The sequence below is a fragment of the Nonlabens marinus S1-08 genome, assembly GCF_000831385.1.
Lineage (GTDB): Bacteria > Bacteroidota > Bacteroidia > Flavobacteriales > Flavobacteriaceae > Nonlabens > Nonlabens marinus.
Genome location: NZ_AP014548.1, coordinates 767,339 through 792,719, shown reverse-complemented (window position 1 = coordinate 792,719; position 25,381 = coordinate 767,339). Strand labels below are relative to the sequence as shown.

The window sequence follows — 25,381 nt, the reverse complement described above, 5'->3', positions numbered from 1 at the left end:
TTTAAAAATTAAACAAAACGTTCTCTAACCTCATCTATGTCGTCTTCTTCACTATGCGCATGCTCTGGATGATCATGCTCTGCTACCGCCATACCTATAAATAGGGCAGATAGCATGGTGAAGATAAACGCCTGTAGGAAGGCTACTAATACTTCTATAACTGATATAAATAAGGTAAGGAACACAGACAAGCCTGTAGATCCTACAGCGCCAAACTGCGCCTTTAATGTAATCATCAACGCGATCAAACTCATTACAACAAAGTGACCTGCAGTGATGTTTGCGAACAAACGTATTAAGAGTGAAAAAGGCTTTGTAAACAACCCTAATAATTCAATAGGGATCAATACAATCTTCATCAAAACTGGCACGTCAGGCATCCAGAATATATGTTTCCAGTAATCCTTGTTACCGTTAAATTGAACAATAAAGAAAGTGAATAAAGCCAAACAAACAGTGACTGCAATTTGTCCTGTGATGTTAAAACCAAATGGCGTCAAACCTAAAAGGTTAGCAATCCAGATTAAGAAGAATACCGTCAATAGGTAAGGCATGAACTTCTTGTGTTTCTCTTCTCCAATGTTAGGACGAGCAATCTCATCACGCACATATAATACCAGTGGTTCTAATACACGACCAAAACCTTTTGGTATCGCTCTATTCTTGTATTGTTTAGCAAGTCCCACAAACATGAACAACATCAATGTTCCAATCAACAATAGACCAAACACAGATTTGGTAATCGAAAAATCAAGAACTTTATGCGCATTAGTTGGGTGATGCTCATCATCAAAAGTGATAGCCGTTGCGCCTTCTTCTAGCTCATAGATTTTACTATGGTACTTAGTTAAGGTAACGTCACCTTTTTGAACCAATACATTTCCATCATCATCGTGATGAAACTCTGAGGACATAAAAGCTTTTAGGCCACTATTTGTCCAGACTATTACAGGCAACGGGAAACCTACATGAGCACGCTCGCCAGAATCTGTTGTGTATGAAAATAAATGAAAATCATGCACATCTTTCAAGTGATGCTCTATATAAGACTTGATCTCATCATCCGTATTCACTCGCTCATCTTCCGCATCAGTGATATGTTGATCATGATCTGATAAGTGATCATCTTCCTGTGCCTGCATTCCTATAGAAAAGGAAATGAGCAAAGCAACAAAAACAGTTTTTAAATACCCTCTAAACATGAAAATCACCTTAAAAAGTTAGGTCTTTTAATTCGGGTGCAAATGTATGACAAAAAACAATCTTAAAATAGTCCTTTTATTTAGATTAATTTCTTGAAATACCCGTTAGTTCCCTTTCGCGAAAGCGAACTCAATCAATTATCATTGAGCCATTTAATAACAATGCCTACTTCAATGAATAGGAAGAGGAAGTATGGAGCTAAAAAGTTGAGCAGTTCTGCTTTAGATAAGGCTGGATCTTCTGCAATTAATTCTGGGAACAAAAGGATGGCTGCCCCACACTTGACAAAGATCAAGCCTAGGAATCCATAACCTAATTTATCTGGAACTAGACGATGAACGATTTTCAAACCACTAACAGTGATAAATGTAGCAGTGCCTAAAAACGCATAAGTTCTAACTAGTGAGATGGCTGGATCTGGAGACCACCAGCCGTGTATAAAATAAGCGGCAATGCTCATAATTGCTACGAAAAGGAAAGTCTTGAGGTAAAAGTTCACGAGTAATTGTTGATTTGTAAATATATGTGGCTATTCCACTTAAACTGGAATAATGACAAACAATTCAATGGGAATTCCAGCAAATAAGGAATATATCTTAAGCAGATTTTTCTTGCTGTTCGGCTTCAATGGACTTTACACCACCGCCCATCGTGCAAGAAGCATTGAACGTAGCACCAGGTTCTACTGATAATTTCATTGTTGTGACCTCACCTTCTATAATAGCAGTAGATTTTAATGATAGTAGACCGTTAATTTTTAAGGTACCAGAAAATGTACCTTCTATATCAGCACTGCTGCACTCTAATGTCCCCTCGATTTTACCGTCTTTACCTATAACTACTTTAGCATTTGTTTTTAAAGTACCTATGATTTCTCCATCAATTCTAAAGCCCGCCTCACTGGCGATATCACCAGTAATGGTAGTTCCTGCTGCGATTCTATTCTGGGAGTTCCCGACAATTTCTGTATTCTTATTTGATTTCATCATGGGGGTTTTATTGAACTTGTGTTTTATAGGCATCCAGGCTTTTATAAACTTGAATGATTTTATAATTATCAGTGGCTATGGGTAATACTGCTTTAGGCAAGCTGGCTACTCCATTTGGAGCCGTTAAGAGCGCACCTGTCTCAAGAGCTTGAGCTCTAGAATTAAACCCGTGTACCACAATTAAAGATATTTGAGGAGTATACACATCAATCGAATAAGAAAGCTGAGATCCATAATTTGGCAACTTTTCTTTTAACTCATTTTGAATACGTTCTTGAAGTGCTATATCTGTGGATGCAGTCTCGAACAATAGTTTGAAGCTATTCAGATTATCTTCCGGAACAAACTTTTCTGGAATCTGCAGTTTATCCGCATCTGCCGCTAATTGTGCTGCTTCTTTTCCAACCTCGCTACCTGGATAATTGAGCGCTATGAAATCTAATCCATCTTTATAAGCTTTAAACCCATATAATCTTCCTGAAGCGTAGGTTTTTAAGAGTTCTAGTTTTGGAACGATAGGATCTCCACTATACCTTATGATTTCTTGTTCTGTCAGATCGATAACTTCAGCAAAGTTGCCTTTTTCATAGACATTAAATATACGGTTGTAAACTCCTTCTGGACTGCCCGTAGTATCTAAGGCACTTTCTGGATTTTGTAAAATTTGAGCGTACCGGGTATCTGGATATTTTGATATGATGGTGGATTTATATTGTTCCGCTTTCGCGAAAGCGATATTACTATCAGAATCATCACGACCCATCAGGTATAAATTGTATAAGGTAGGTAAGAGTAGCTTTTCTTCTGGTTCGTAAGTCAATAAGGTCTCAAACCTGTTTATCGCTAAATCTTCCCGTTTGAACTTCTCTTTGTACAGCACACCTAATTGATAGTAGGCAAAATCTCTGGCGTCTGAAATACTATCTAATGCTGCTTGCCCTTGAGGTAATTGTTCTATATAATAGGAAGCTACATATTCTGGAGCTGTGGCGATTCCTTCGAAAGCAGTAACTTGGTTTTCAGTAGCCTGATCGATCAAGCCAGAGCTAGTGCTTGAAAGTCTCCAATTGTCTTCTAATGGACGACCACCCCAGACTGATCTAAACTGTAACTTACCACGGGCAACAGTAGCTGGAATATAAAAATAAAAGTCACCCGTATTGTTACCCGTTGCAGTTGCTGGATTATCTACTGGCCCTACTGGTGGCCCCATTCGATTTCCAGCTAGTGCGTTATTAGTTTTGATCGTAGAAAGGGCTGTTTTTTGTTGTGCTAGGTTTGCCTCAGTAATAGCAGCTTGTTCTGCTAGTTGAGCTTCTTTTTCCTTCAGCTCCTCGATGTACGTATTATAATAAGCTTCACGCTCTGCTGGGGTCATGCCTATGATGCCTAATACACTATCCGCACTGCGACGTGTATTTTCATACAGAATCACATCTGCCAAGTTTTCTCTTTTCTTAGCTACGGCACGCTTTTCTCTAGATTTGTCTACATATTTCAAGGCTGCACTGTCAAAGTATTTCCCAGCCGTTTCAAATCGAGCATCGTCAAAGCTGATTCTTCCTAGAGCATCGTATGTGTTACCTTGTAAATAAGCATCTCGATTTCCTGCTCTTAACGACCGGTTGTAATAGGTAATGGCACCATCTACACTATCCACGCTTTCTAGATAGATGGCTTTTCTATAGTTAATCAAATCCAGCCAAGGTCGATTTTCCCGATTTTCCTCTAGCTCATTGAGAATTAGTAACAATTCATCATCTCCATCTTCAATCGTATCTCGCAATTTTATTTTTTCAATGAATGCATTGACATAATAGTTGCGTGGGATCTTTCTATGCAACTCAATGACCTCATCAAAATGGGCGATAGCGCTATCTCGCTGGCCTTGTTGAGCAAACAATTGTCCGGCGATGAATTTATAACGACCCTCCGTAGCTCGATCTTTGGTTTTTTGCGCCGCCTGATTCATGTAGATCAAAGCACTATCAGTTTTTTTCTCGTTCAAGTAGGCTTGTGCCAGGGTGGCGTTAGCTAGAATCAGCTCTTCTCTATCGATCTCAAGAATGTCTTCCTTAAGTAATAATTGCAAGTTTTCAATCGCAATTTCACTGTTGTCAAGACGCATATTCGTCTTTTCACGCCATATTTTTGCCTGTCTGATTTTATCAGATTCGGGCATGAACTGCAAAATGTAATTGAAAGCTTCTAACGCAGGAATGAACCGTTGATCATAATAGCGTGCTTTTCCTAATAGCATGTAGGCCTCGTCAATTTGTGGATTCACTTCCTCACCATCGATGAGCATGCTGTGCTTTTGAACCGCTTTGACCGCTTTTTCCTCTGCTCTTTGAAAGTTGGGGTCTGTTTGTTCGTCCTCGCTTACTCGTATTTCATCTTTGACGGCCAGACGCTCGACAGGAAGAATATCCCAATAGTTATCACGGTAATTAGCCTCGATATTTTCAAGTCCGGCCTCCAAAGCAAGGTTGCCGTTATAAAGTACGTTATACTCTGTTCCTACGGCGTGTAGGTTACGGGAAATAAATGAATCACTCTTGCGGCTGCAGCTGGCCAGCACGAGCAGCATGCAAAAAACGATGGTAGTAAAAGCAAAAAGGTTTTTCAAACGAGCTTCTTTTTTCTAGCTATCATAACTGTACAGACCTTATGATATTGTGAATCGTTCAAAAATAAGGAATAAAGGAACGAGACAGTAAGTGCTAAGCCGGCCTAATTTTATAAGGCTTTATAATGAAATATTTGTGTAAGCTTTTGAGATATTTAATAGGGAGCGACTTTAGAGAATTGCCAGCGCATACTATATTATCGCAATATCTTTTCCATCTTACGGCCGCGAGCAAGTTCTTCCACTAGCTTATCCAGATAGCGCACTTGTCGGGTTAATGGATTGTCTATCTCTTCAATTCGGTAACCGCAGATAACGCCCTTTATAAGATGGGCATTAGGGTTGAGGGTTGCCTCTTCAAAAAATGTTTTAAAAGTTGCGTCTCCTTCAATAAAATCCTGTAATCTATTTTCACCATAACCGGTCAACCATTCAATGACCTGATGCAATTCTGCTATTGATCTTCCTTTCTTCTCCACTTTTGTCACATAATGTGGGTACACAGATGAAAACTTCATTTTTGCTACACGTTCGTTATGTTCAGCTGTGACCTTCATTTACTTTAAAATGCTTTTATCTCTTTGACTAAGAAATTAATTGACTGGAAAAATCTTCTTTGAAAAAATACTTTTTAAGCCGTATTGGCGTCCAGATTGTGTTTCTTCTATGTGAGGTTTAGGCGCTAGAATCATGGCAGCTCCAATAGGGATAAAGGTTGTCCAAATGGATTCCTTGGCTACAAAATAATCCGTGATCAACCAGGTGACCGCAAAAACGATGAAGAAGCTAAGCGCATAAATTACAAATACTTTTATTTTAGGAGACATAGTTATTCTTCTTCATTTGTTACTGGCTGTAATTCCGCTTCCGTGGGAACGGCGTGGAGTTCACTAATTCCCATAAAGTATTTTTCCAGCTGGCCAAAGGTAGCTGCATCCTTCACCTGATCCATCACCACTTTACCTTTTTCTAATAAAACAACACGTTGCGCCACCTCAGTCACATGAATCAGGTCATGGCTAGAGATAAGCATGGTGACATTAGGATTTTCAGACAAATCCTTGATGATGGCTTTTAAGCGTATTTGAGTAGAAGGATCCAGATTTGCAAAGGGCTCATCTAAAATGATTACTTCAGGGTCACCGATAAGGGCCGCAATGATACCTACCTTCTTTTGGTTTCCTTTAGACAAATCCCTCAAGTATTTTTTCTGACCTATCGCCTCGCCATTAAAGAAATCGGCATGCTTGATCATCAATGCATCAATGTCTGCCTTATTTTGACCTCGCAGTTCTCCTATGAAGTAGAAATATTCCTCAGGCGTTAAGTAACCTATCAAAAAGCTTTCATCCACAAAGGCGCTGGTAAAAGGCTTCCAGTCCTCGCTTTCGTTCACTTGTACACCGTTAGAAACAATGTGTCCTGTAGTAGGTTCGATCAAATCCAACAATAAAGAAAATAGGGTCGTTTTTCCAGCACCATTATTTCCTACCAGCCCTACAGACTGACCTTTTTGCAATTGAAGACTCTCAATATCGAGAACAGTAGTATCGTTGTATTTTTTAGAAAGGTTGTTGATGTTTATCATAATCCTTGAGTATTTGTTGTTGTTGGTGGTTTTTTAAAGAAGTTCGCTTTCGCGAAAGCGAACCCATTATCAATCCTTTTGTGCATATGCGGCAATCGTATCGTACTTCTCGTTTTTATAAATATTTTCAGTGAGCGTCAAAATTTTATTTCGGAATAATAATCCTAGTAATCCTGTGGCTGCAATAGCTATAAAGCCAACATTGCTGTTGAACATAAAAGTGAAGGCATAATAAATAATGACGGGAAGCACCATTTTAGGAATGATGAGCAGCACTGTTTTGAAATTAAAGGCCTTACTATCACCGAAGGCTTTTTTGTTACTAGTCAAATCAATAGGTGTCTTTACAAAAGCACCACCCAGCAAGGTTACAGAAGCATTCAAACCTATGTTGTACACCGAACCCGCAAGAATTGCCCACAACCATTCAATCCCGAAATACACATAAAAACAGCTCAACACCGTACTTGCAGCCGTCACTGCTACCATGAGCCACCATTTGCTCAATAAAAACTCTCTATAAGGAATATTTTGGGCCATCATTAATTTATAGTAGCTGCTGTCCCAGGAGGGAACAAGTCCTCCAAAACTGAATAAGAATCCTCCTGTACAAAACAATGCGGCAAAGACCTTCATCCACTCGCCTTGACCTACAGCGATAAAGTACAAGCCGTAAAACATAAACAAGAACCCCATAATAAAAGTGGTTCTGGCCCGCTTGTTACGCTTGATGAGTTTCACATCATTTTTAAGATACACCGCCATTTTTCCAAAACGGTTTAAGAAATCTAAGTTTTCCGTAGTGACCTTTTCTCCTTTTACGCTTAGTCCAGCATCCAGATACAGTTGTTGTCTAAAATAGGTGTAAGCATAATTGGCAGCCGGTGCTGCAAGAATTAGAGGAACAATAAAACTCCAAGACTGATTAAAGAAAAACTTAAAGAAAGGCTGTGTGTACTCTGTCACATCAAAATACCCATAGTATTGCGTAAACCCTAGAGCGACTACAATTACCAGCACCGGATAAAACACCTGGTTCAAATTGTTAAGGAAAACATTCAAAAAGTTGAGAAGCAATGTTATAGAAAGCATGGCAAGGTGCCAGCTAATGACTCCCAGCGGGCTATAACCTTCAATTAAAAGAACTAATGAAAACGGTACAAAAAAGAAAGCTGGTAAAATATTGAAAAAGGAAATTACAGTTTTGCCCAGCGCGTATTTCACAATTTTACCTTTAGTAAAAGGCAAATACAGCAGTGGCTTGATATTGGCCACCGGCATCTTCTGCATAAAATAGCGGAACATTAGATCCACCACAAACCAATAAATTAAAAACTTGTTCACTACCGCAAATGGATCGCTAGCGAGAATCTTTCCATCTTCAATAAAGTTTTCAAGAATGTAAAAACTCCCAGCACCTAGGGCTGCAAATTCTAATAAAAACAGCACCGCAAAAAAACCGATGAATATTTTAAAGAATAGATTTTGTTTAAAAGCCGCAGATCTTGTGAAGCTTTTCCATTCTAAACTGGCAAATTGTAGGAACATGGTTATTTGGTTAGGTAAACCATAAGTGAAGATAAATGTAAAAATGTTACATGTCTAGGTCTGTTTATTACTTTTGCAGCCCAATTCATTGACGCATGACCTTTCACGAATTAAGCATCCAACAAGTAACTAAAGTCACTCCACGAGCTGTGGAAATTATCTTTGATATACCACAAAGTTTACAAAACGAGTTTGAATATAAAGCGGGCCAGTATTTAACCCTCAAAGCGACAGTGGATGGTCAGGATGTACGACGTGCTTATTCTATAAGCAGCGCACCCTCAGATGCTGATTTAAAAGTGGTCGTAAAAGCGGTAGATAAAGGACTTTTTTCTAACTATGCCATGAAACTGCGAGCTGGAGACACCTTAGAAGTAGCACCTCCAGAAGGAATGTTTGTTTACGATAAAGAAGATAACAAAGACATTTTGCTAGTCGCTGCAGGGAGTGGAATCACACCCATCATGTCAATTTTGAAAACAGCCCTCGCATCAAATGCTGCAGGTAAAGTAGCCTTGATCTATGGGAATCAAACTGAGAGCCAGACCATCTACCTAGAGCAGCTTAATGATTTGAAAGATGCTTATGAAGATCGATTGGTTTTAAAATACTGCTTCAGTCGGGAAGAACGTCAGGATGCGTTATTCGGGCGAGTGAATAAAGCCAACTTAAACTATTTCTTGAACCAGGATTGTGATGGGCTCGCTTTCGCGAAAGCGTACTTATGCGGCCCTGAGGAAATGATACAAATGACACAGCTCAACCTGGAAGAAAAAGGAATTTTATCTAAGGAAGACATCAATTTTGAACTTTTTACTACAGCGGACAGCGATATAGAAATTACAGAAGACAGCCACCTCTCTGAAATTACCGTAATCCTGGACGATGAGCAGCACAGTTTTACCATGCGTCGCGATGAGACCTTGCTGGATGTGATGTTGAAAAATGACATTGATGCTCCTTATTCTTGTCAAGGCGGTATATGCAGTTCATGTGTTGGTTTAATTGAAGAAGGCGAGGTCAAAATGCGTAAAAACGCCATCCTTACTGATGCAGAAGTAGCAGATGGTCTAACGCTTACTTGTCAAGCGTGCCCTACAAGTGCAAAGGTTCAGGTAAACTTTGATGAAGTGTAGTTATAGTCAGCTTTATATTCCGAAAAGTCAACGTTCACCTCAGGCACAGTCACAGTTTTCAAAGCAAAGCGCATATTTAAAGAATATTTGTACTGCGTCAATCAATTATATTTTGACAGGAACTTTTAGTTCAAGTGAATTTTGTTCCATGTAAAGGGCTGCACTAAGCTTGTCGAGATGTCGAGAAAAGGGATTCGTCCAAGATGTAGATAAATCAAATCAAATCAAATTTCTCTTAGATAAACCTCACGAAATTCCGTAATTTCATGGCAAAGAAAAGAGCACATGATTAATAGAACAGTGGCAAGCGTGAAGGAAGCGCTGGCTGGCGTAGAGAGCGGGATGACGTTGATGGTTGGCGGTTTTGGACTTTCTGGAATACCAGAAAACAGTATCGCTCAGTTGGTAGAGTTAGGAGTGACTGACTTGACTTGTATTTCGAACAATGCGGGAGTGGATGATTTTGGTTTAGGCTTGTTGTTGCAAGGCAAACAAATCAAAAAAATGATCTCTTCTTATGTGGGTGAAAACGACGAGTTTGAACGCCAGATGTTAAGCGGTGAGCTAGAAGTAGAGCTCATCCCTCAAGGAACATTAGCCGAACGTTGTCGAGCTGCCCAGGCAGGGATACCAGCATTCTACACACCAGCAGGTTACGGTACTGAGGTGGCGGAAGGCAAGGAAGAACGCGAATTCAACGGTAAACCTCATATTCTAGAACATGCTTTCAAGGCTGACTTTGCTTTAGTAAAAGCCTGGAAAGGCGATACCGCAGGAAATCTAATCTTTAAAGGAACAGCGAGAAACTTCAATCCAGTCATGTGTGGTGCTGCAACAATTACCGTTGCTGAGGTTGAGGAGCTCGTCCCTGCTGGTGAACTAGACCCTAACCAGATTCATATTCCTGGAATATTTGTCAAGCGTATTTTTCAAGGGGCTAAGTATGAGAAACGTATTGAGCAGAGAACTACGAGAAAGCGAGGCTAATTTGTTGATTGTTTAATTTGTCAATTTGATAATGATTAGACTGAAAATGCACTAAAACTATAATGGATAACTGTGAGAAATATAAAGGATAATCCAATTGTAAATATGACATTCAATTTCTCGTTGAATATTATTGAGTTTGTACAGCAGTTGAAGCAACAGAAAGACTGGGATCTCGCCTCACAATTATTCAGATCTGGAACTAGTATAGGCTCAAACGTATGGGAAGCGCAAAATGCAGAAAGTTCAAAGGACTTTATCCACAAGTTTAAGATATCTGCTAAGGAATGTGATGAAACAGAATATTGGTTAGCGTTATGTAAAGCATCTGTACATCTTCCAACACCAGAAGAAAAACTTTTTACTGATAGAGAATCTATTTCCAAAGTCCTTTCAAAGATCATCGGAACAACAAAGAGAAATATGAACAGATAATGACATCGATTTGGTATCACCAAATTGACACATCATCAAATTATCAAATTATATATGTTAGATAAAATAGGCATTGCTAAAAGAATCGCCCAAGAAGTAAAAGACGGTTACTACGTCAATCTGGGAATAGGTATACCAACCTTAGTGGCCAACTACGTCCCAGATGGAATCGATGTAGAATTCCAGTCAGAAAATGGTGTTCTAGGAATGGGGCCTTTTCCTTTTGATGGTCAGGAGGATGCAGATATCATTAATGCGGGTAAGCAAACCATTACCACGTTGCCGGGCGCTAGTTTTTTTGATAGTGCAACCAGCTTTGGAATGATACGCGGGCAGCATGTAGACCTTACCATACTAGGCGCCATGGAAGTCTCTGAAGACGGTGATATTGCCAACTGGAAAATACCAGGTAAAATGGTGAAAGGAATGGGTGGCGCCATGGATCTAGTTGCCAGTGCAGAGAATATTATTGTTGCGATGATGCATACGAACCGCGCTGGAGAATCCAAACTTCTTAAAAAATGTTCCTTGCCACTTACTGGCGTTAATTGCATTACTAAGGTTGTTTCAAATCTCGCCGTATTAGAGATCACTGATAAAGGTTTCAAGTTGCTAGAGCGCGCGCCAGGAGTGAGCGTGGAAGAAATTCAAAAAGCAACCGAAGGAACTCTGATTGTAGAGGGAGAAATTCCTGAAATGAGTATTTAATGGCGTTTAAATACCTTATCGACCCGCAATATCCAGCGGTTGATTATTTCCACATCGACCTATCCATCAATAATCCATTTTGGGATACAAACGACGTAAGCGATATCCCGATTTTTGAGGAGTACCTCGCCAAAAAGCGCATTGAAAACAACAAATTTGTAGCGCATGGAGGCTACAAGGAACAACGGGCTTTGTACCGCAGGTCAGCTAGATTTCAAGACGGTGCTGTACGCGATGTCCACATGGGGATCGATTTGTGGGCACCAGCAGGAGCTAGCGTTCACGCCATCATGGACGGTACCATCCATTCGTTTGCAGACAATGATGACACAGGCAATTATGGCCCGACCCTTATTCTAGAGCATGATTACCAAGATAAAAAACTGTATAGTCTCTATGGTCATTTATCCAAATCAAATATGCAGGATTGGGAAGTGGGAGTTCGCTTTCGCGAAAGCGAACAAATAGCAACTCTAGGCACGCCACTAGAAAATGGCGGTTATTCACCACACTTGCACTTTCAGCTGATGACTGATATGCAAGGTCACAAGGGAGATTTCCCAGGTGTCTTGGCAGAAGACGATTTACAAAATTATTCAGGCGTTATTTTAGATCCTAATCCGTTTATCTTCGGTTAATGGACCAGCAGGAATTACTAGCATTACTTGCTTTGAAAAAGGCGCCGCTTATAGGCGATATCATGGCTAAAAAACTGATCCGCACTTTTGGTAGTGCGACCGCAGTTTTTGAGCAACCATACCGGCAGATTGCTGCCATTGAAGGAATCGGCGATAAGAAAGCCGAGTTTATCAAGGTGAAAGATCTTTTCTCTAAAGCAGAGAAAGAGCTCAAATTCATTGAGGAAAACAATCTTAAGTATCGTGTTTATTACAACGATGATTATCCAGAGCGCTTGCAATACTGCGTGGATGGACCTATCATTTTCTTTGAGAATGGAAAAATCGATTGGAGCAATCCATATACCTTAAGTATTGTAGGAACCCGGCAAATCACCAGTCAAGGGAGCGCTTTCTTAGAAAAATTCATAGCTGAAATCGCACCGCTGAAACCTATGATCATTAGCGGTTATGCTTATGGGGTAGATATTCTTGCACATAAACTAGCGATAGAACACGGCTTGCAAACTATTGCTGTGATGGCTCATGGGCTCAATCAAACCTACCCACGCAATCATGTGGCTCACAATAAGGACGTTAAAAACAATGGTGGTTTTGTGACTGATTTCTGGAGTACAGACACTTTTGATCGCAAAAACTTTTTAGGCCGCAATCGCATCATCGCTGGTTTAAGCGAAGCGACCGTGGTCATTGAAAGTGCGGATAAAGGGGGTTCTTTAGTAACTGCAGGTCTTGCAGGCGATTACAATCGGGAAGTTTTTGCCGTTCCTGGAAGGCTCAATGATAAATATGCCGCTGGCTGCAACGATCTGATCAAACAGTCTAAAGCGCACATGCTTACTAAAACAGCCGATATCCCTTACATCCTAGGCTGGCAAGAAAGTAAGGTAGCCGTCCAGAAACAGTTGTTTGTTGAACTGAACGAGGATGAAAAGATGATCTATGCCTTCTTGAAAGACAACGAGAAAGAAATGCTGGACATTATCGCTCTCAACTTAAAAATGCCTGTTCATAAACTTGCCTCCATCCTTATGTCGATGGAATTGAAGGGCGTGGTAAAACCACTACCTGGCAAATTGTTTATGCTGGCTTAAACGTGAACTTTAGTATCCTAATTTCACTCGTACTCTATTCAAAACTTCATTCGCAACGCGAGCGGCTTTAGCAGCACCTTCTTCCAGTGCCGCATCAATCTCATGTTTGTTAGACATAAAGTGATTGAATCGCTCTCTGGCGCTAGCAAATTTCACCAGGATTACTTCTAGCAAAGCTTTCTTTGCATGACCATAACCATAGTTCCCTCCTTCATAATTGGCTCGCATTTCTAGGACTTGCTCAGGAGTGGCTAGTAATTTATATATGGCAAACACATTACAAGTATCAGGGTCCTTAGGCTCTTCTAATGGTGTGCTATCTGTTTCAATAGCCATGACTTGCTTTTTCAGTTGTTTTTCTGGAAGAAAGATGTTGATCAGATTCCCTCTTGATTTACTCATTTTTTCACCATCAGTTCCAGGAACATACATGGTTTCTTCTTGAATTCTAGCATCAGGTTCAATCAAGGTATCTCCCATTTGATTATTAAAACGACCAGCGACATCGCGAGCCATTTCAAGGTGTTGTAACTGATCTTTACCTACAGGAACAACTTCAGCATCGTACAATAAGATATCTGCTGCCATCAACATGGGATAGGTGAATAATCCGGCATTCACATCACTCAAACGGTCAGACTTATCTTTAAAACTGTGCGCCAAAGTCAATCGCTGATAGGGATAAAAACAGTTGAGGTACCAATTCAATTCCGTTACTTGGGGAACATCGCTTTGTCTGTAAAACGTGGAACGAGTGGTATCCAGACCACAAGCTAACCAGGTTGCAGCAGTGGCATAGGTGTTTTCTCTTAAGGTTTCACCATCCTTGATTTGAGTAAGGGAGTGTAGGTCTGCTATAAATAGGAAAGAATCATTATCTGATTGTTGCGACATTTCAATGGCAGGCAGGATAGCACCCAGTAAGTTTCCTAAGTGAGGTATTCCAGTAGATTGTATTCCAGTAAGTACTCTAGACATGACTAATTATTGAGCTGCAAAGGTAATTCCTTACCACCTGAAAACGCAAGACCTGACCCTAGGTGTTGTGCGCTGTTTTAATTCTGCTATTTTTGGCATTCATGAAATGGATGCGATTTATTTTAATGCCTTTGTACAGGATCTGGTTCTACTTCCTTTTAGGGGCACCTATTATCCTCTTGTTTCCAGTCCTTCTTGTATTGACCATTTCAGAAAAGACCTATGCTCAATTTTTCAGGGTGGCGCAATTGTGGGCTGTAATTGTTATCTATGGCATGTTTTGGTGGCCAGTCATTGATAGAGGCGCGCAGATGAAAAAAGGTGTCAGCTATATGCTGGTGGCTAATCATACGAGTATGACAGATATCATGTTAATGTTGATGGTCGCAAGAAACCCTTTTGTGTTTGTAGGAAAGGCAGAACTGGCAAAAATCCCCATTTTTGGTTTCTTTTATAAGCGCACTTGTATACTGGTCGACCGCAAGGACGCGAATAGCCGTCTAGCCGTTTTTAAGAGCGCTAGCGCTAGATTAGCCTCTGGTGTGGGTATTTGCATTTTTCCCGAGGGCGGTGTGCCTGTAGATCGCTCGATAGTATTGGATAACTTTAAGGATGGAGCTTTCCGGCTGGCTATTGAGCACCAGATACCGGTAGTACCCATGAGTTTTTATGATAACAAGAAGCGATTTCCTTTTTCCTTTTTCCATGGATCTCCAGGAATCATGCGTGTCAAAACTCATGAAATTCTAGAAACTAAAGGCATGCAGTTATCGGGTGATAAAGTTCGCTTTCGCGAAAGCGTAAGAGCTATCATGCTCAACGATCTATTAAAAAATAAGTAAATAAAAACCGCCCTGCATAGCAACAGAGCGGCTTTCTAGATCATTGCATGAATTGAGTTCAATGATTAACCAACCTCAACCTTCTTTTTCATATTCCCATAAGTGCCTGCAATGACAGCGATCCTATGGTTAAAATCTATACATCAAACCCGTATAAACGCCTACCGTATAAGGTCTGAAATCTGCGCTATCGTTGCGCAATGCATTCAATTGATATTTAAATGTAGGCTCCACTGTGATACCTAGTTTATTCGTAAACCTATAGTCAATCCCTAAGCCAAAGTTGGCGCTTTGATTGAACTCTTGAAAATTATTATCCTCGCCCAAAGAGAGTTTACGCCCATCATTGGTGACCGCAACTTCATTGTCAGTCAGGAAAAGGGCACTCATACCACCCAGGACACTAACGCCTAGTTTGCTGTCTACTAACCTATATTTTATTTCTAGCGGCACTTCTAAATACCCTAATTGCTGGGAGAGCTCCCCTTTAAAACTGGAAAAAGTCGCTGCACTGACCAGTTCTTGTGAAAAAGAGTCATTAAATGCGGAAGTGCTTTGATTATTTACGGCGTCTGGATTATACATTACTGCAGCAGTGGTATTGTTTACGGTAAGTGTTTGGGCATTCAAACCATAGCTAATGTCTTGCGTATTATAGTTCATCGACACCTGATTCACTCCTGTCCTGACACTCCATCGTGGCGCAAATTCATAAGCGACTGCGACACCATAGCTCAAATTAACTTCAGCATTTTTAGAATTATCGGATACTTGGCTATTAATAGAAGAACCCCCCATTGTATTTGCGTAGACGGGTGCGACCATGGTGGAGGCACTCCAGTTTTTCTTAAACAGATCCTCTTCTGGTAACTTTGTAGCCGCTTCTTTTCCAGCTGCGGCAATGTCTTCTAGGGATGTCTCTGAAGTGTTTATAGTCTCGGGCGAGTCATTCTTTTCAGAAACACCAGCGATGGCATCTTGTGGAGTATGAGTTTCTTTTCCCGCATTTGTAGGTTTAGTGCTTTGGCTGCTGGCTAGACCTTCTTGAATAAGTGATGGGTTTGAAGAGGAATTGGTAGTAGGATCGTTATTTTCTTTATCTCTTGTTGTTGAAGGATTGGTTGTAGTAAAATCAGTTCTTGAAGGATAGATTGCATCCTCGACATCTGATTTTTTTCTATTCGTGGTCAAGCGGTCATTTCTATCATTGGCCTTTGTACGGGTGCTGCGAGTTCCCTTTTTAGAATCCGTAGTTTTATTTTCAGCTTGATCAGCAATCGTATTATCTGGTTCACCAGCCACAATAGCATCAGAATTGGGGATTGCTCGATCGACCGGATTGACTTTTATACCATCATCCTCTTTTGGCTCTTCCACTACAAAATTCTCACTAGCAATAGTATCATCAGAATTCCAAAGGACTGCAGAGAAAATAAATAAAACAACCGCCGCTACACCCGCAATTTTCCACCATAGTGGTAGAACAACAGGAGCGTCGTTTTCATCAAGTTGAGACTCAATATTTTCCCACGCCCCAGAAGGCGCGGGCGCTTCAAAATCTTTGAAACGCTCCTGGAAAATACGGTCTATGTTTTTCTTTTCTTTCATGTTACCCTGCGTTTGAAGCGTTCTTCTCTCGCCATTCTGTAATCATTTGCTGCAAATTCTGCCGTGCCCGCGATAGGTTAGACTTAGAAGTTCCCTCGCTTATCTCCATCATTTCTGCTATCTCTTTGTGTCCGTAACCGTCTAAAGTGTATAATGAAAAAACCAGTCTATACCGGTCAGGTAGTTGATGAATCATTTCTAAAAGATCCTGCATCCCTAGGGCATCTGCATCTTCTACTTCCATCACTTCATCAGCAATTAAACTATGGTCTTCTAGCTGATACACTTTCTTTCCTCTATATTGCTGTAAAGCCGTATTAATAGCTATTCTTTTTAACCATCCTTCAAAAGAACCTTCTCCTTTAAACTGCCCTACTTTTTTAAAGATGGTTATAAAACTATCTTGGAGCACATCCTGTGCTTCTTGGTAATTAGGCGCATATTTCAAACAACATCCAAACAAGGCATTAGAATACCTATCGTAAAGCTCTTTTTGAGCTTTACGATCACCCTTCTTGCACTGCTGAATAAGTTGTTCTTGAACCACATTTAAAGGTATCCTATTCTACTACATCTACCGTATATTCTAGATACTCAGGTTGACCGTTAGCATCCAGACCAGAGAAAAACTTAAAAACATAACTACCGTTACTGGTAGCTGTAAAGGCTAAGGTCTCTTCTTGTGGTACTGCAAGGCGGTCACATTCTGCACTATTCCTATTTTCTAAAATCACCCTTACTTCACGCTGATTCAAATTGGGTCGCACATCAAAACCTGAGAAAAAATGACATGAGGAAGGGTTGTTAAATCGAACCACAATATCATTTACCTCCCCAAATTTGAAAGTCGCAGGCATTTCAACATTTGTGACTGCAGCGATTTCATACTGAATATTCGTATCAAATTCGCTTTCTCCAATGTCACAAGAGGAAAAAGAGGCTGCCACCAATCCCAGCATTAAAATTAATTTCCATTTCATATTCAATCAATTATTACAATGATAAGATGCATTAAATTCCAAAAGGTTGCGTCAATAAACAAAAAAACCGCCTAGCATCGCCAAACGGTTTTTACTATAAAATTAAAAAGCTCAATTAGACATTCAATGCCTTAATAGAAGCCATGATTTTGTGTTCCAATTCATCCATTAAATCTGGATTGTCTTGAAGTATAGCTTTTACGGAATCACGGCCTTGACCTAGCTTAGTGTCTTCATAAGAGAACCAAGACCCAGCCTTGTTGATGATTTCATATTCCACACCTAGATCGATTACTTCGCCTATTTTAGAAATTCCTTCACCGTACAAAATGTCAAATTCTGCTGTGCGGAATGGTGGTGCCACTTTGTTCTTCACCACTTTCACTCTAGTTTTGTTTCCTTGAACATCTCCAGCGCTGCCTTTAATTTGAGTAGATCTTCTGATATCTAAACGTACAGACGCATAGAACTTTAGAGCATTACCACCTGTGGTCGTCTCTGGATTACCGAACATCACACCAATTTTTTCACGCAATTGGTTAATGAAAATCACCGTACAGTTCGTTTTAGAAATCGTTCCTGTCAATTTTCTCAAAGCTTGAGACATCAAACGAGCGTGCAATCCCATTTTAGAATCACCCATCTCACCTTCGATTTCACTCTTAGGCGTCAGTGCAGCAACCGAGTCAATGACTATAATGTCAATAGCTCCAGAACGAATTAAGTTCTCTGTAATTTCCAATGCTTGCTCACCATGATCCGGTTGGGAAATGATCAAGTTTTCAAGATCTACACCTAGTTTCTCTGCATAAAATCGATCAAAGGCATGCTCTGCATCAATAAACGCGGCGATACCGCCTGCTTTTTGAGCCTCTGCGATTGCGTGTAAGGTCAGTGTTGTTTTACCAGAAGATTCTGGTCCGTAAATTTCAATCACGCGACCACGTGGATATCCACCCACACCTAGGGCTGCATTGAGTGCCAACGATCCAGTAGAAATTGCCTCTACATCGACCACCTGACGGTCACCCATCTTCATTACCGTTCCTTTACCATATGCTTTATCCAGCTTGTCCAGCGTCAATTTGAGCGCTTTCTCCTTTGCTGCTTTTTCTTTATCGTCTGCCATTTTCAAATTTTTCTCAAAAATAGGCGTTGACGCTACCTTTTCCAATACCATAACATAATGGTTATTAACTATTGAAAGTAATATGTTGAGCTTTCGCGAAAGTGAGAAAAAATATGATTATGATAATGATTCGGGCGTTCCCACAAACTCTCGCTAATGCTCAAGATTGTGGTCGGGCTTTACGCTACAATCTTTTGAAGCAGAAAAAGCTTCAAAAGGATTTACACTGCAATCCCTAACGCAAATCTTTCCCGTCTAAGATCTAACTACTAAAAGCATAGCGATCTAAATACTATTTTTACCTTTGCACATTCAACACAAGACTGTTTATAGCATGCAACTGTATAACAAATTAAGTGCTGAAGAAAGACGCGAATTGATACGTGAGGCCGGCAAGGAGCGACTCACCATTTCTTTCTATCAGTATGCCCGCATAGGGAATCCACAATTATTTAGAAACCATTTATTTGTAGCGTTTGATACGCAAGAAGTTCTTGGGCGTATTTACGTCGCCCATGAGGGTATTAATGCGCAGCTTTCCATTCCTGCCGACCGATTTGACGAATTCAAGGAGTTCCTCGATGGAATTTACTTCTTAGAAAATGTTCGTTTGAACATTGCCCGCGAGCATGATAATGAGAGTTTCTTAAAGCTTAAAGTTAAGGTGCGCAACAAGATCGTTGCTGACGGATTGGAAGATGAGACCTTTGACGTTACCAATAAAGGTGTTCACGTCGACGCTACAAAATTCAATGAACTCATCGCAGATCCAGATACTATTCTGGTGGACATGCGCAATCATTACGAGAGTGAGATAGGGCATTTTGAAAATGCCTGGACTCCAGATGTGGATACCTTTAGAGATAGTCTAGACATTATCGAGGAAGAAATCAAAGAGCATAAAAAAGATAAGAAGCTGGTTATGTATTGTACCGGCGGCATACGTTGTGAGAAAGCGAGTGCTTATTACAAGCATCGAGGTTTTGAAGACGTGTATCAGCTGGAAGGTGGAATCATTGAGTATCACCGTCAGGTAACCGAGCAAGGATTGGAAAACAAATTCCGTGGGAAGAATTTTGTTTTTGATCACAGACTTTCTGAGAAGATAAGTGATGAGGTCATTTCAAATTGCCATCAATGCGGTAATCCTTGTGACACGCATACCAATTGTGCCAATGAAGCTTGTCATTTGCTATTTATCCAGTGCGAAGATTGCAAATCCAGATACGAGAACACCTGCAGCACAGAATGTCATGAGATCATTCAATTGCCCTACGAAGAGCAAAAGGCATTGCGCGCTGGTAAATACAACAGCAACAATATTTTCAAAAAGGGAAGGTCTGAGAAGTTGAAATTTAAAGAGCATAAAGTTGACTAAGCCAATTCCCTATTTTATGGTGGACTCGTTCGCCAGAGAGCCGTTTAAAGGAAACCCAGCAGGTGTTTGTTTGTTGGATGAAAGTTTGTCCAATGATTTGATGCAATCCATCGCGGTTGAAGTCAATCTTTCAGAAACGGCGTTTGTACAAGATCAAGGCGATTCTTATAGCATTAGGTATTTTTCTCCGATTATGGAAATTCCGCTATGTGGTCATGCGACATTAGCAAGTGCAAAGATCTTATTTCAGCAAGATGCTGATTTGAACGAGATCAAATTCCAAACCAGTTCTGGTTTGGAGCTACGGGCATTAAGAAATGGAGAAAAAGTCAGTTTGAAATTCCCAAACTACGGCATAATAGATCGAGAAGTACCAAAATCTTTGTTGGACGCTATGGGAATCAAGAAAATCAACAACAGCGGCTACAATCATGAGAATCTGGAATTGATGATTGAGCTTGAAGATGCAAATGAGCTTAGAAATCTCAAACCAGATTTTGCAGTCATGAAAGCCTCCATTGACGATATAAGTGGAGTTGTTGTCACAGCAAAATCAAATCAACCCGATTTAGATTTTGAGTCCAGGTATTTCTGGCCATGGAGTGGCGGCGATGAGGATCCAGTGACTGGAGCGACACATACTTTTTTGACTGGTTATTGGAGTAAGAAATTCGGCAAAACAAAATTGCGTGCCTTTCAATGCTCGGCTAGAACTGGGATTTTAGAGGTTGAGGTTTTGAATGATCAGCAGATTTTGATTACTGGTAATGCAAGAATTGTTCTCAAAGGTGAGATGACTATTTAGAATCGGCCCCACCTAAAACTACCACAAACTCACCTCTAGGCTTGTTATCGGTAAAGTATTGAATCGCATCTACAACACTGCCGCGGTAGTGTTCTTCAAACATTTTGGTAATTTCTCTCGAAACCGAGATCTGTCGATCGGCGCCGTAATGGGTTTGGAAATCGGTTAGGGTTTTGAGGAGCTTGTGCGGTGACTCATAGAAAATGATGGTTCTGGTTTCTTCGGCGATTTCTTTTAGTCTGGTCTGACGTCCTTTTTTGACGGGTAGGAACCCTTCAAAAACAAATTTATCACTGGGCAAGCCAGAACAGACCAGTGCCGGAACAAAGGCAGTCGCACCAGGCAAGGATTCGAGCTCTAGATTTGCGGCAATCAGCTTTCGCGAAAGTAAAAACCCAGGATCACTTATTCCAGGTGTTCCAGCGTCTGTGATGAGTGCCATGGTTTCTCCACCTTGAATTCTAGAAACTATGCTGTCTGATATCTTGTGCTCGTTGTGCATATGGTAAGACAACATGGGTGTTTTGATGCCGTAGTGGTTCAGTAATTTCCCGCTGGTTCTAGTATCCTCTGCAAGGATGAGGTCTACGCTGTTCAACACCTCGACCGCACGATAGGTCATGTCTGCAAGGTTACCAATGGGCGTTGGGACCAGATAAAGTTTCATGGGAGCGTTTTATACAAAGATAGGAGAATGCGCTACCTTTATAGAACGGCACAGTCGTTGAATCCTATCACAAAAATTGCCCTATGAAATTCTTGAGTTTATTTGCTTTTGTCGTTCTTACCTCGAGTTGTTGTTCTCAAAAAATCGATAGCACGGTTGGACCTTTTGAAAATGGCCGACAGCCATATGCACAGTCATGGACTGGTGGTATTCCTGGTTCTGGTAGTGGCGTGAATCTTTTTATGCCTGGACTGGATATCAAAGCCGACAATATTGATAGGATCTATTTTCAAGGAATGATTACGGATGATATTGAGGTGATTGACTCAACGACGAATGATCTGGTGGCCCGATTCAAAACGGATTTCAACAGCACACCAGATGCCAACATGAACCTAGATCCTAAAAAGGAATATGGGAATCAGGCGCCAACTGTAAGAAAGGATTTCCCTTTTAAATTAAAGGATGATGAGATGGTGGTCAAGTTTATTAGGAACGGCAAAACGTATCATACTAAATTTATAGGTGTTGCCAGGAAATCGGCAATGGACTTGCCGTCAAAACCTCAATAAGTACAATCTTTCATAAAAAATACCGGGCTGCATTTCCATCTTGGAAATGCAGCCTTAATTGTACCTTTGAGCCTCTAAACCAACTGTCTTTGAGTTCCATCAACCGTCTTTTTAAACACACCTTTGTGTATGGTCTGGCAACGGTCCTGCCCAGATTACTGACGGTTCTCCTTACGCTATTGTTGACTGAATACTTGCCTAGCAAAACCGCTTTTGGCGAGGTTTCCATCATTTTTTCATGGATTATTTTAGCAAACGTGGTGTTGACTTATGGTATGGAGACGGCGTTTTTCCGCTTTCGCGAAAGCGAGAACGACAACAAAGTCATTAGTACAGGACTTATTTCGCTGCTAGCTACCACGATTGCATTTGTTGTGCTGGCGTTTCTAGGCTTGGATCAAATTGCGGAATGGTCGGGCAAGTCCGCTGATTATTGGAAATGGGTGATCGGGATTCTAGCTTTTGATACTTTGATGGTCATCCCGTTTGCATGGATGCGTGCTCAGGGAAAAGCGATGAAATATGCGGTGATCAAGATGGTGAATGTGATTATATCCGTTGGTATGACGGCGATATTTTTAATTTGGCTGCCAGATTTGCCGGCACTCGCCCAATACCTTCCAGCCGATAAAGTTGAGCTTTACTTTATTGCATTGATGGCAGCAAGTGCATTCACTTTGCTGGTAGTTTGTAAAATCTACTTGCGCAAATGGGAATTTGACGCTCGTTTATGGAAGAAAATGCTACGCTACGGATTTCCCATTTTGATTGCGGGAATAGCCTTTGCGATCAATGAAACTTTTGACAAGATCCTGCTGGAATGGCTGCTTATTGATGATGCGACAGCACAAGTTGGTGTTTACACAGCTTGTTATCGAGTTGCTGTTGGGATGACTTTGTTTGCCACAGCCTTTAAATTGGGTATCGAACCTTTCTTTTTTAGCGAGTCCAAAAGTAAAAATGCCACCGCCACCTATGCGATGATTACCAAGATGTTTGTGGTGCTGGGATCTATAGCATTGATAACCTATACGGTCTTTGTGGATGTCATTAAGCGAGCCATAATTGCTGAGGAATATTGGGAGGCGTTGAATATTGTTCCGGTAATATTGGTGGCCTATCTGTTTTTTGGTATTTACCAAACGCTATCTGTCTGGTATAAAGTAACGGATCGCACGAGTTATGGCGCGTGGATTTCTGTTTTGGGAGCAGCAATAACGATAGGACTCAACATCTGGCTCATTCCGATAATTGGGTACATGGCAAGTGCATTGACGACCTGCGCGGCTTACGGTTTGATGATGATAGTTTCCTATTTGTTAGGGAGAAAACATTACCACATCCCGTATGAAGTTGGGAATATGTTGTTGTATTTGGCGATTTCCATTGGTTCCACTGTGTTTTTCTTTTACGGAATACGAGAGTATTTTGGCGCTAATACTTGGCAAATGTACCTTTCTGGAATCACGCTTGCTGCGATTGTTTCCCTGTTCATTCTAGGCCGAGAAAGAAATTTTATTAAAACATTACTCAAAAAAACATGACCGTAAAAATTATTAATAAATCCGCCCACGATTTACCAGCTTATGAAACCGTTGGCAGCGCAGGAATGGATATAAGAGCCTCAATAACAGAATCCGTTATTTTAAAACCGCTGGAACGAGCCATTGTAAAAACAGGATTATTTATAGAATTGCCCGTTGGCACCGAGGCGCAAGTAAGACCACGCAGCGGTCTAGCTGCAAAAAAAGGAATTACTGTCCTCAACGCTCCAGGAACTATTGATGCCGACTATCGCGGCGAGATAGGCGTGATATTAGTCAATCTTTCCAATGAAGATTTTACGATAGAAAACGGCGAGCGCATCGCCCAACTGGTCATTGCAAAACACGAGCAACCACAATGGGAAGAAGTTGAGGTTCTTGGAGAAACTGATCGCGGTTCTGGCGGTTTTGGGAGTACGGGAGTAAAGTAAAGATTACCGCTCAGGTGGAAATCTATTAGATTAGAATCAATAATTTTTTCATGAAACAAAAATTCTTTTTTATTTGCGTTATGCTCTTGCTTGCAAGTTGCTCACCATCTTTGAAAGAAGATGACAATCTGTTAGGGTGTTACAAAGCGTCCATCATCAAAAAGTGGGAGCTGAGAAAGGAGAAAAAAGAGATAAGACCCCAAGGCCAAGCCATGGGACCAGCTTTAAATCTAATGCCTGAAAATAAATTTATTTTAGATACTTGTGGGACAACTTATGAGGGTGACTGGTCGAGAAAAGGTGATTCTATTTTTTTAAAGTACTCCTCTTACCATGTTCGAGATCATAGATGCAATGACACCGAGCAAGAACATGCTGAAAACATACCCGACGGCTTCTTCAAATACAAAATCACCGATAATTATCTTATGGCCTCATTCCATGCAATTTCAAATGATAAGAGAATGTGGATGCCCATGAAAAAGATCTAGTAGCGAACTACGCTTGAGCGAAAGCGTAGTTCGTATCTTTTCTATTCTTAAAATCAAATTTCTATGAAAAACACATTGTCGATTATTGTTTTGATATTAATTGGTTACTGCTGTCAGGCTCAAGATGAGGTTACCAAGTCACCTGCTGAAGAAGCCTGTGAGTGTATTGCGAAGATTGATATCAATGAAAACAAAAAGGATCAAAATGAACAGGTAGAAGAGTGCATCAAAGACGCCATCATGGCACAACAGATCTCTACTAAGTTGTTTGGCGCTCTAGAAAAATCAAAGGATACGACCAGAACAGAAAAAGACATTAACATTACCATCAATGCGAGCGAAGGTTATGAAAAAATCGAGCGAGAATTAATCGACAATTGCAAGGCACTCAACATCCTACTCAATAATGCTAAGCCATCAAGCACAAATTCTTACAGTGATAATGAAAAAGCCATGGAATATTACAATCAGGGCTATCAAGTCTATAACGCTGGAGATTTCAAAAAAGCCGTAGAACTATACGGGAAAGCAGTAAAAGAAGACGAATACTTTGCCTTTGCATGGGACATGTTGGGTGTTTCTCATAGAAGGTTGGACAATTATAAAGAAGCGATTAACGCCTACAGAAAATCACTGAAGATTGATCCTTATGGTAAAATGCCACTTCAAAACCTGCCCATCGCCTATAGACTGGAGAAAGACTACAAGAAAGCGATCAAAGCATATGAAGAATATATTGAGCGCTACCCAGAAGATCCTGAAGGATATTTTGGACTATCACAATGCGGTTTACTTACTAAGAATTATGAATTGGCTGCAAATAATATTTTCCCAGCCTACAAAATGTACGCGGAAGTCAATTCTCCTTACAAGCAGGACGCTGAGGCCGTCTTAAGCGCCGTTTATAAAGGAATGAAAGAAAATGACAATCTGGAGAGATTCAGAGAAATTGCCGCTAAACATGAAATTACCTTGAATGAATAATTATAGCATGCTCTAGG

The 25,381-nt window shown here is 40.6% G+C and carries 28 protein-coding genes; 14 read left to right on the top strand and 14 right to left on the bottom strand.

Annotated elements, in window-relative coordinates:
• Nucleotides 1-8: 8 nt before the first annotated feature.
• From atpB to NMS_RS03720, 8 genes are all read right to left on the bottom strand, one after another.
• Complete coding sequence (gene atpB, locus NMS_RS03755) at nt 9-1,202, bottom strand: F0F1 ATP synthase subunit A (protein ID WP_041495482.1); 1,194 nt, start codon at nt 1,200-1,202, stop codon at nt 9-11.
• 134 nt (nt 1,203-1,336) lie between these two features.
• A complete protein-coding gene (locus NMS_RS03750) occupies nt 1,337-1,702 on the bottom strand; it encodes a hypothetical protein (RefSeq protein WP_041495481.1) in 366 nt (121 codons plus the stop codon).
• Between the two features lie 97 nt (nt 1,703-1,799).
• The gene (locus NMS_RS03745; protein WP_041497437.1) at nt 1,800-2,189 is read right to left on the bottom strand and encodes a bactofilin family protein; all 390 of its coding nucleotides are present in this window, start codon (nt 2,187-2,189) and stop codon (nt 1,800-1,802) included.
• Between the two features lie 10 nt (nt 2,190-2,199).
• Entirely contained in the window at nt 2,200-4,821 is a 2,622-nt protein-coding gene (porW, locus tag NMS_RS03740) for a type IX secretion system periplasmic lipoprotein PorW/SprE (protein WP_231862357.1), read from the bottom strand.
• Nucleotides 4,822-5,018: 197 nt separating this feature from the next.
• Nucleotides 5,019-5,378 (bottom strand): DUF2200 domain-containing protein, encoded by a 360-nt coding sequence (locus tag NMS_RS03735; protein WP_041495480.1) that lies wholly within the window; start codon nt 5,376-5,378, stop codon nt 5,019-5,021.
• A 36-nt stretch (nt 5,379-5,414) separates the two neighbouring features.
• Entirely contained in the window at nt 5,415-5,648 is a 234-nt protein-coding gene (locus NMS_RS03730; RefSeq protein WP_041495478.1) for a hypothetical protein, read from the bottom strand.
• Between the two features lie 2 nt (nt 5,649-5,650).
• Nucleotides 5,651-6,409, bottom strand: a complete 759-nt coding sequence (locus NMS_RS03725; RefSeq protein ID WP_041495477.1) for an ABC transporter ATP-binding protein — start codon at nt 6,407-6,409, stop codon at nt 5,651-5,653.
• 69 nt (nt 6,410-6,478) lie between these two features.
• A complete protein-coding gene (locus tag NMS_RS03720; RefSeq protein ID WP_041495476.1) occupies nt 6,479-7,957 on the bottom strand; it encodes a DUF5687 family protein in 1,479 nt (492 codons plus the stop codon).
• Between the two features lie 95 nt (nt 7,958-8,052).
• On the opposite strand from NMS_RS03720, the gene NMS_RS03715 reads away from it, so the two are divergent.
• The 6 genes from NMS_RS03715 (at nt 8,053) to NMS_RS03690 (ending at nt 12,955) form a co-directional block, all read left to right on the top strand.
• On the top strand, nt 8,053-9,093 hold the full coding sequence (locus NMS_RS03715; protein WP_041495475.1) for a ferredoxin--NADP reductase: 1,041 nt from the start codon (nt 8,053-8,055) through the stop codon (nt 9,091-9,093).
• A gap of 285 nt (nt 9,094-9,378) precedes the next feature.
• A complete protein-coding gene (locus NMS_RS03710) occupies nt 9,379-10,080 on the top strand; it encodes a CoA transferase subunit A (protein ID WP_041495474.1) in 702 nt (233 codons plus the stop codon).
• Between the two features lie 72 nt (nt 10,081-10,152).
• Nucleotides 10,153-10,515, top strand: coding sequence for a four helix bundle protein (locus NMS_RS03705; protein ID WP_041495473.1), 363 nt, complete (start codon nt 10,153-10,155; stop codon nt 10,513-10,515).
• 54 nt (nt 10,516-10,569) lie between these two features.
• On the top strand, nt 10,570-11,223 hold the full coding sequence (locus NMS_RS03700; protein WP_041495472.1) for a CoA transferase subunit B: 654 nt from the start codon (nt 10,570-10,572) through the stop codon (nt 11,221-11,223).
• Nucleotides 11,223-11,861, top strand: a complete 639-nt coding sequence (locus tag NMS_RS03695; RefSeq protein ID WP_041495471.1) for a peptidoglycan DD-metalloendopeptidase family protein — start codon at nt 11,223-11,225, stop codon at nt 11,859-11,861. Before NMS_RS03700 ends, NMS_RS03695 begins: the two co-directional genes overlap by 1 nt.
• On the top strand, nt 11,861-12,955 hold the full coding sequence (locus NMS_RS03690) for a DNA-processing protein DprA (protein ID WP_041495470.1): 1,095 nt from the start codon (nt 11,861-11,863) through the stop codon (nt 12,953-12,955). The genes NMS_RS03695 and NMS_RS03690 overlap by 1 nt, the downstream gene beginning before the upstream one ends.
• 9 nt (nt 12,956-12,964) lie before the next feature.
• Here NMS_RS03690 and trpS read toward each other — a convergent pair whose 3' ends face one another.
• Entirely contained in the window at nt 12,965-13,933 is a 969-nt protein-coding gene (trpS, locus tag NMS_RS03685) for a tryptophan--tRNA ligase (RefSeq protein WP_041495469.1), read from the bottom strand.
• A gap of 101 nt (nt 13,934-14,034) precedes the next feature.
• Here trpS and NMS_RS03680 point away from each other — a divergent pair, with 101 nt between their 5' ends.
• Nucleotides 14,035-14,775 carry a lysophospholipid acyltransferase family protein gene (locus NMS_RS03680; protein ID WP_041495468.1) on the top strand — a complete coding sequence of 247 codons (741 nt, stop codon included), beginning with the start codon at nt 14,035-14,037 and terminating at the stop codon, nt 14,773-14,775.
• A gap of 129 nt (nt 14,776-14,904) precedes the next feature.
• Here NMS_RS03680 and NMS_RS03675 read toward each other — a convergent pair whose 3' ends face one another.
• The 4 genes from NMS_RS03675 to recA form a co-directional block, all read right to left on the bottom strand.
• Nucleotides 14,905-16,383 carry an outer membrane beta-barrel protein gene (locus tag NMS_RS03675; RefSeq protein WP_041495467.1) on the bottom strand — a complete coding sequence of 493 codons (1,479 nt, stop codon included), beginning with the start codon at nt 16,381-16,383 and terminating at the stop codon, nt 14,905-14,907.
• Nucleotide 16,384: 1 nt separating this feature from the next.
• Nucleotides 16,385-16,930 (bottom strand): RNA polymerase sigma factor, encoded by a 546-nt coding sequence (locus NMS_RS03670; protein WP_041495466.1) that lies wholly within the window; start codon nt 16,928-16,930, stop codon nt 16,385-16,387.
• 13 nt (nt 16,931-16,943) lie between these two features.
• Nucleotides 16,944-17,363 carry a hypothetical protein gene (locus NMS_RS03665; RefSeq protein ID WP_041495465.1) on the bottom strand — a complete coding sequence of 140 codons (420 nt, stop codon included), beginning with the start codon at nt 17,361-17,363 and terminating at the stop codon, nt 16,944-16,946.
• A gap of 115 nt (nt 17,364-17,478) precedes the next feature.
• Entirely contained in the window at nt 17,479-18,492 is a 1,014-nt protein-coding gene (gene recA, locus NMS_RS03660; protein ID WP_041497434.1) for a recombinase RecA, read from the bottom strand.
• A gap of 334 nt (nt 18,493-18,826) precedes the next feature.
• Here recA and trhO point away from each other — a divergent pair, with 334 nt between their 5' ends.
• Entirely contained in the window at nt 18,827-19,870 is a 1,044-nt protein-coding gene (gene trhO, locus NMS_RS03655) for an oxygen-dependent tRNA uridine(34) hydroxylase TrhO (protein WP_041495464.1), read from the top strand.
• Nucleotides 19,863-20,675 (top strand): PhzF family phenazine biosynthesis protein, encoded by an 813-nt coding sequence (locus NMS_RS03650; RefSeq protein ID WP_197539475.1) that lies wholly within the window; start codon nt 19,863-19,865, stop codon nt 20,673-20,675. Before trhO ends, NMS_RS03650 begins: the two co-directional genes overlap by 8 nt.
• On the opposite strand, the gene rsmI is transcribed toward NMS_RS03650, so the two are convergent.
• Nucleotides 20,668-21,342, bottom strand: a complete 675-nt coding sequence (gene rsmI, locus NMS_RS03645) for a 16S rRNA (cytidine(1402)-2'-O)-methyltransferase (RefSeq protein WP_041495463.1) — start codon at nt 21,340-21,342, stop codon at nt 20,668-20,670. The genes NMS_RS03650 and rsmI overlap by 8 nt on opposite strands.
• An 83-nt stretch (nt 21,343-21,425) precedes the next feature.
• Between rsmI and NMS_RS03640 the strand changes: the two genes are divergently transcribed.
• From NMS_RS03640 to NMS_RS03620, 5 genes are all read left to right on the top strand, one after another.
• A complete protein-coding gene (locus tag NMS_RS03640; protein WP_041495462.1) occupies nt 21,426-21,914 on the top strand; it encodes a hypothetical protein in 489 nt (162 codons plus the stop codon).
• Nucleotides 21,915-22,003: 89 nt separating this feature from the next.
• Nucleotides 22,004-23,458: a lipopolysaccharide biosynthesis protein gene (locus NMS_RS03635; protein WP_041495461.1), complete on the top strand. Its 1,455-nt coding sequence runs from the start codon at nt 22,004-22,006 to the stop codon at nt 23,456-23,458.
• Complete coding sequence (dut, locus tag NMS_RS03630; RefSeq protein ID WP_041495460.1) at nt 23,455-23,889, top strand: dUTP diphosphatase; 435 nt, start codon at nt 23,455-23,457, stop codon at nt 23,887-23,889. The genes NMS_RS03635 and dut overlap by 4 nt, the downstream gene beginning before the upstream one ends.
• A gap of 50 nt (nt 23,890-23,939) precedes the next feature.
• The gene (locus NMS_RS03625) at nt 23,940-24,380 is read left to right on the top strand and encodes a hypothetical protein (RefSeq protein ID WP_148311327.1); all 441 of its coding nucleotides are present in this window, start codon (nt 23,940-23,942) and stop codon (nt 24,378-24,380) included.
• Nucleotides 24,381-24,443: 63 nt separating this feature from the next.
• The gene (locus tag NMS_RS03620) at nt 24,444-25,364 is read left to right on the top strand and encodes a tetratricopeptide repeat protein (protein ID WP_041495457.1); all 921 of its coding nucleotides are present in this window, start codon (nt 24,444-24,446) and stop codon (nt 25,362-25,364) included.
• The last annotated feature ends 17 nt before the right edge of the window (nt 25,365-25,381 follow it).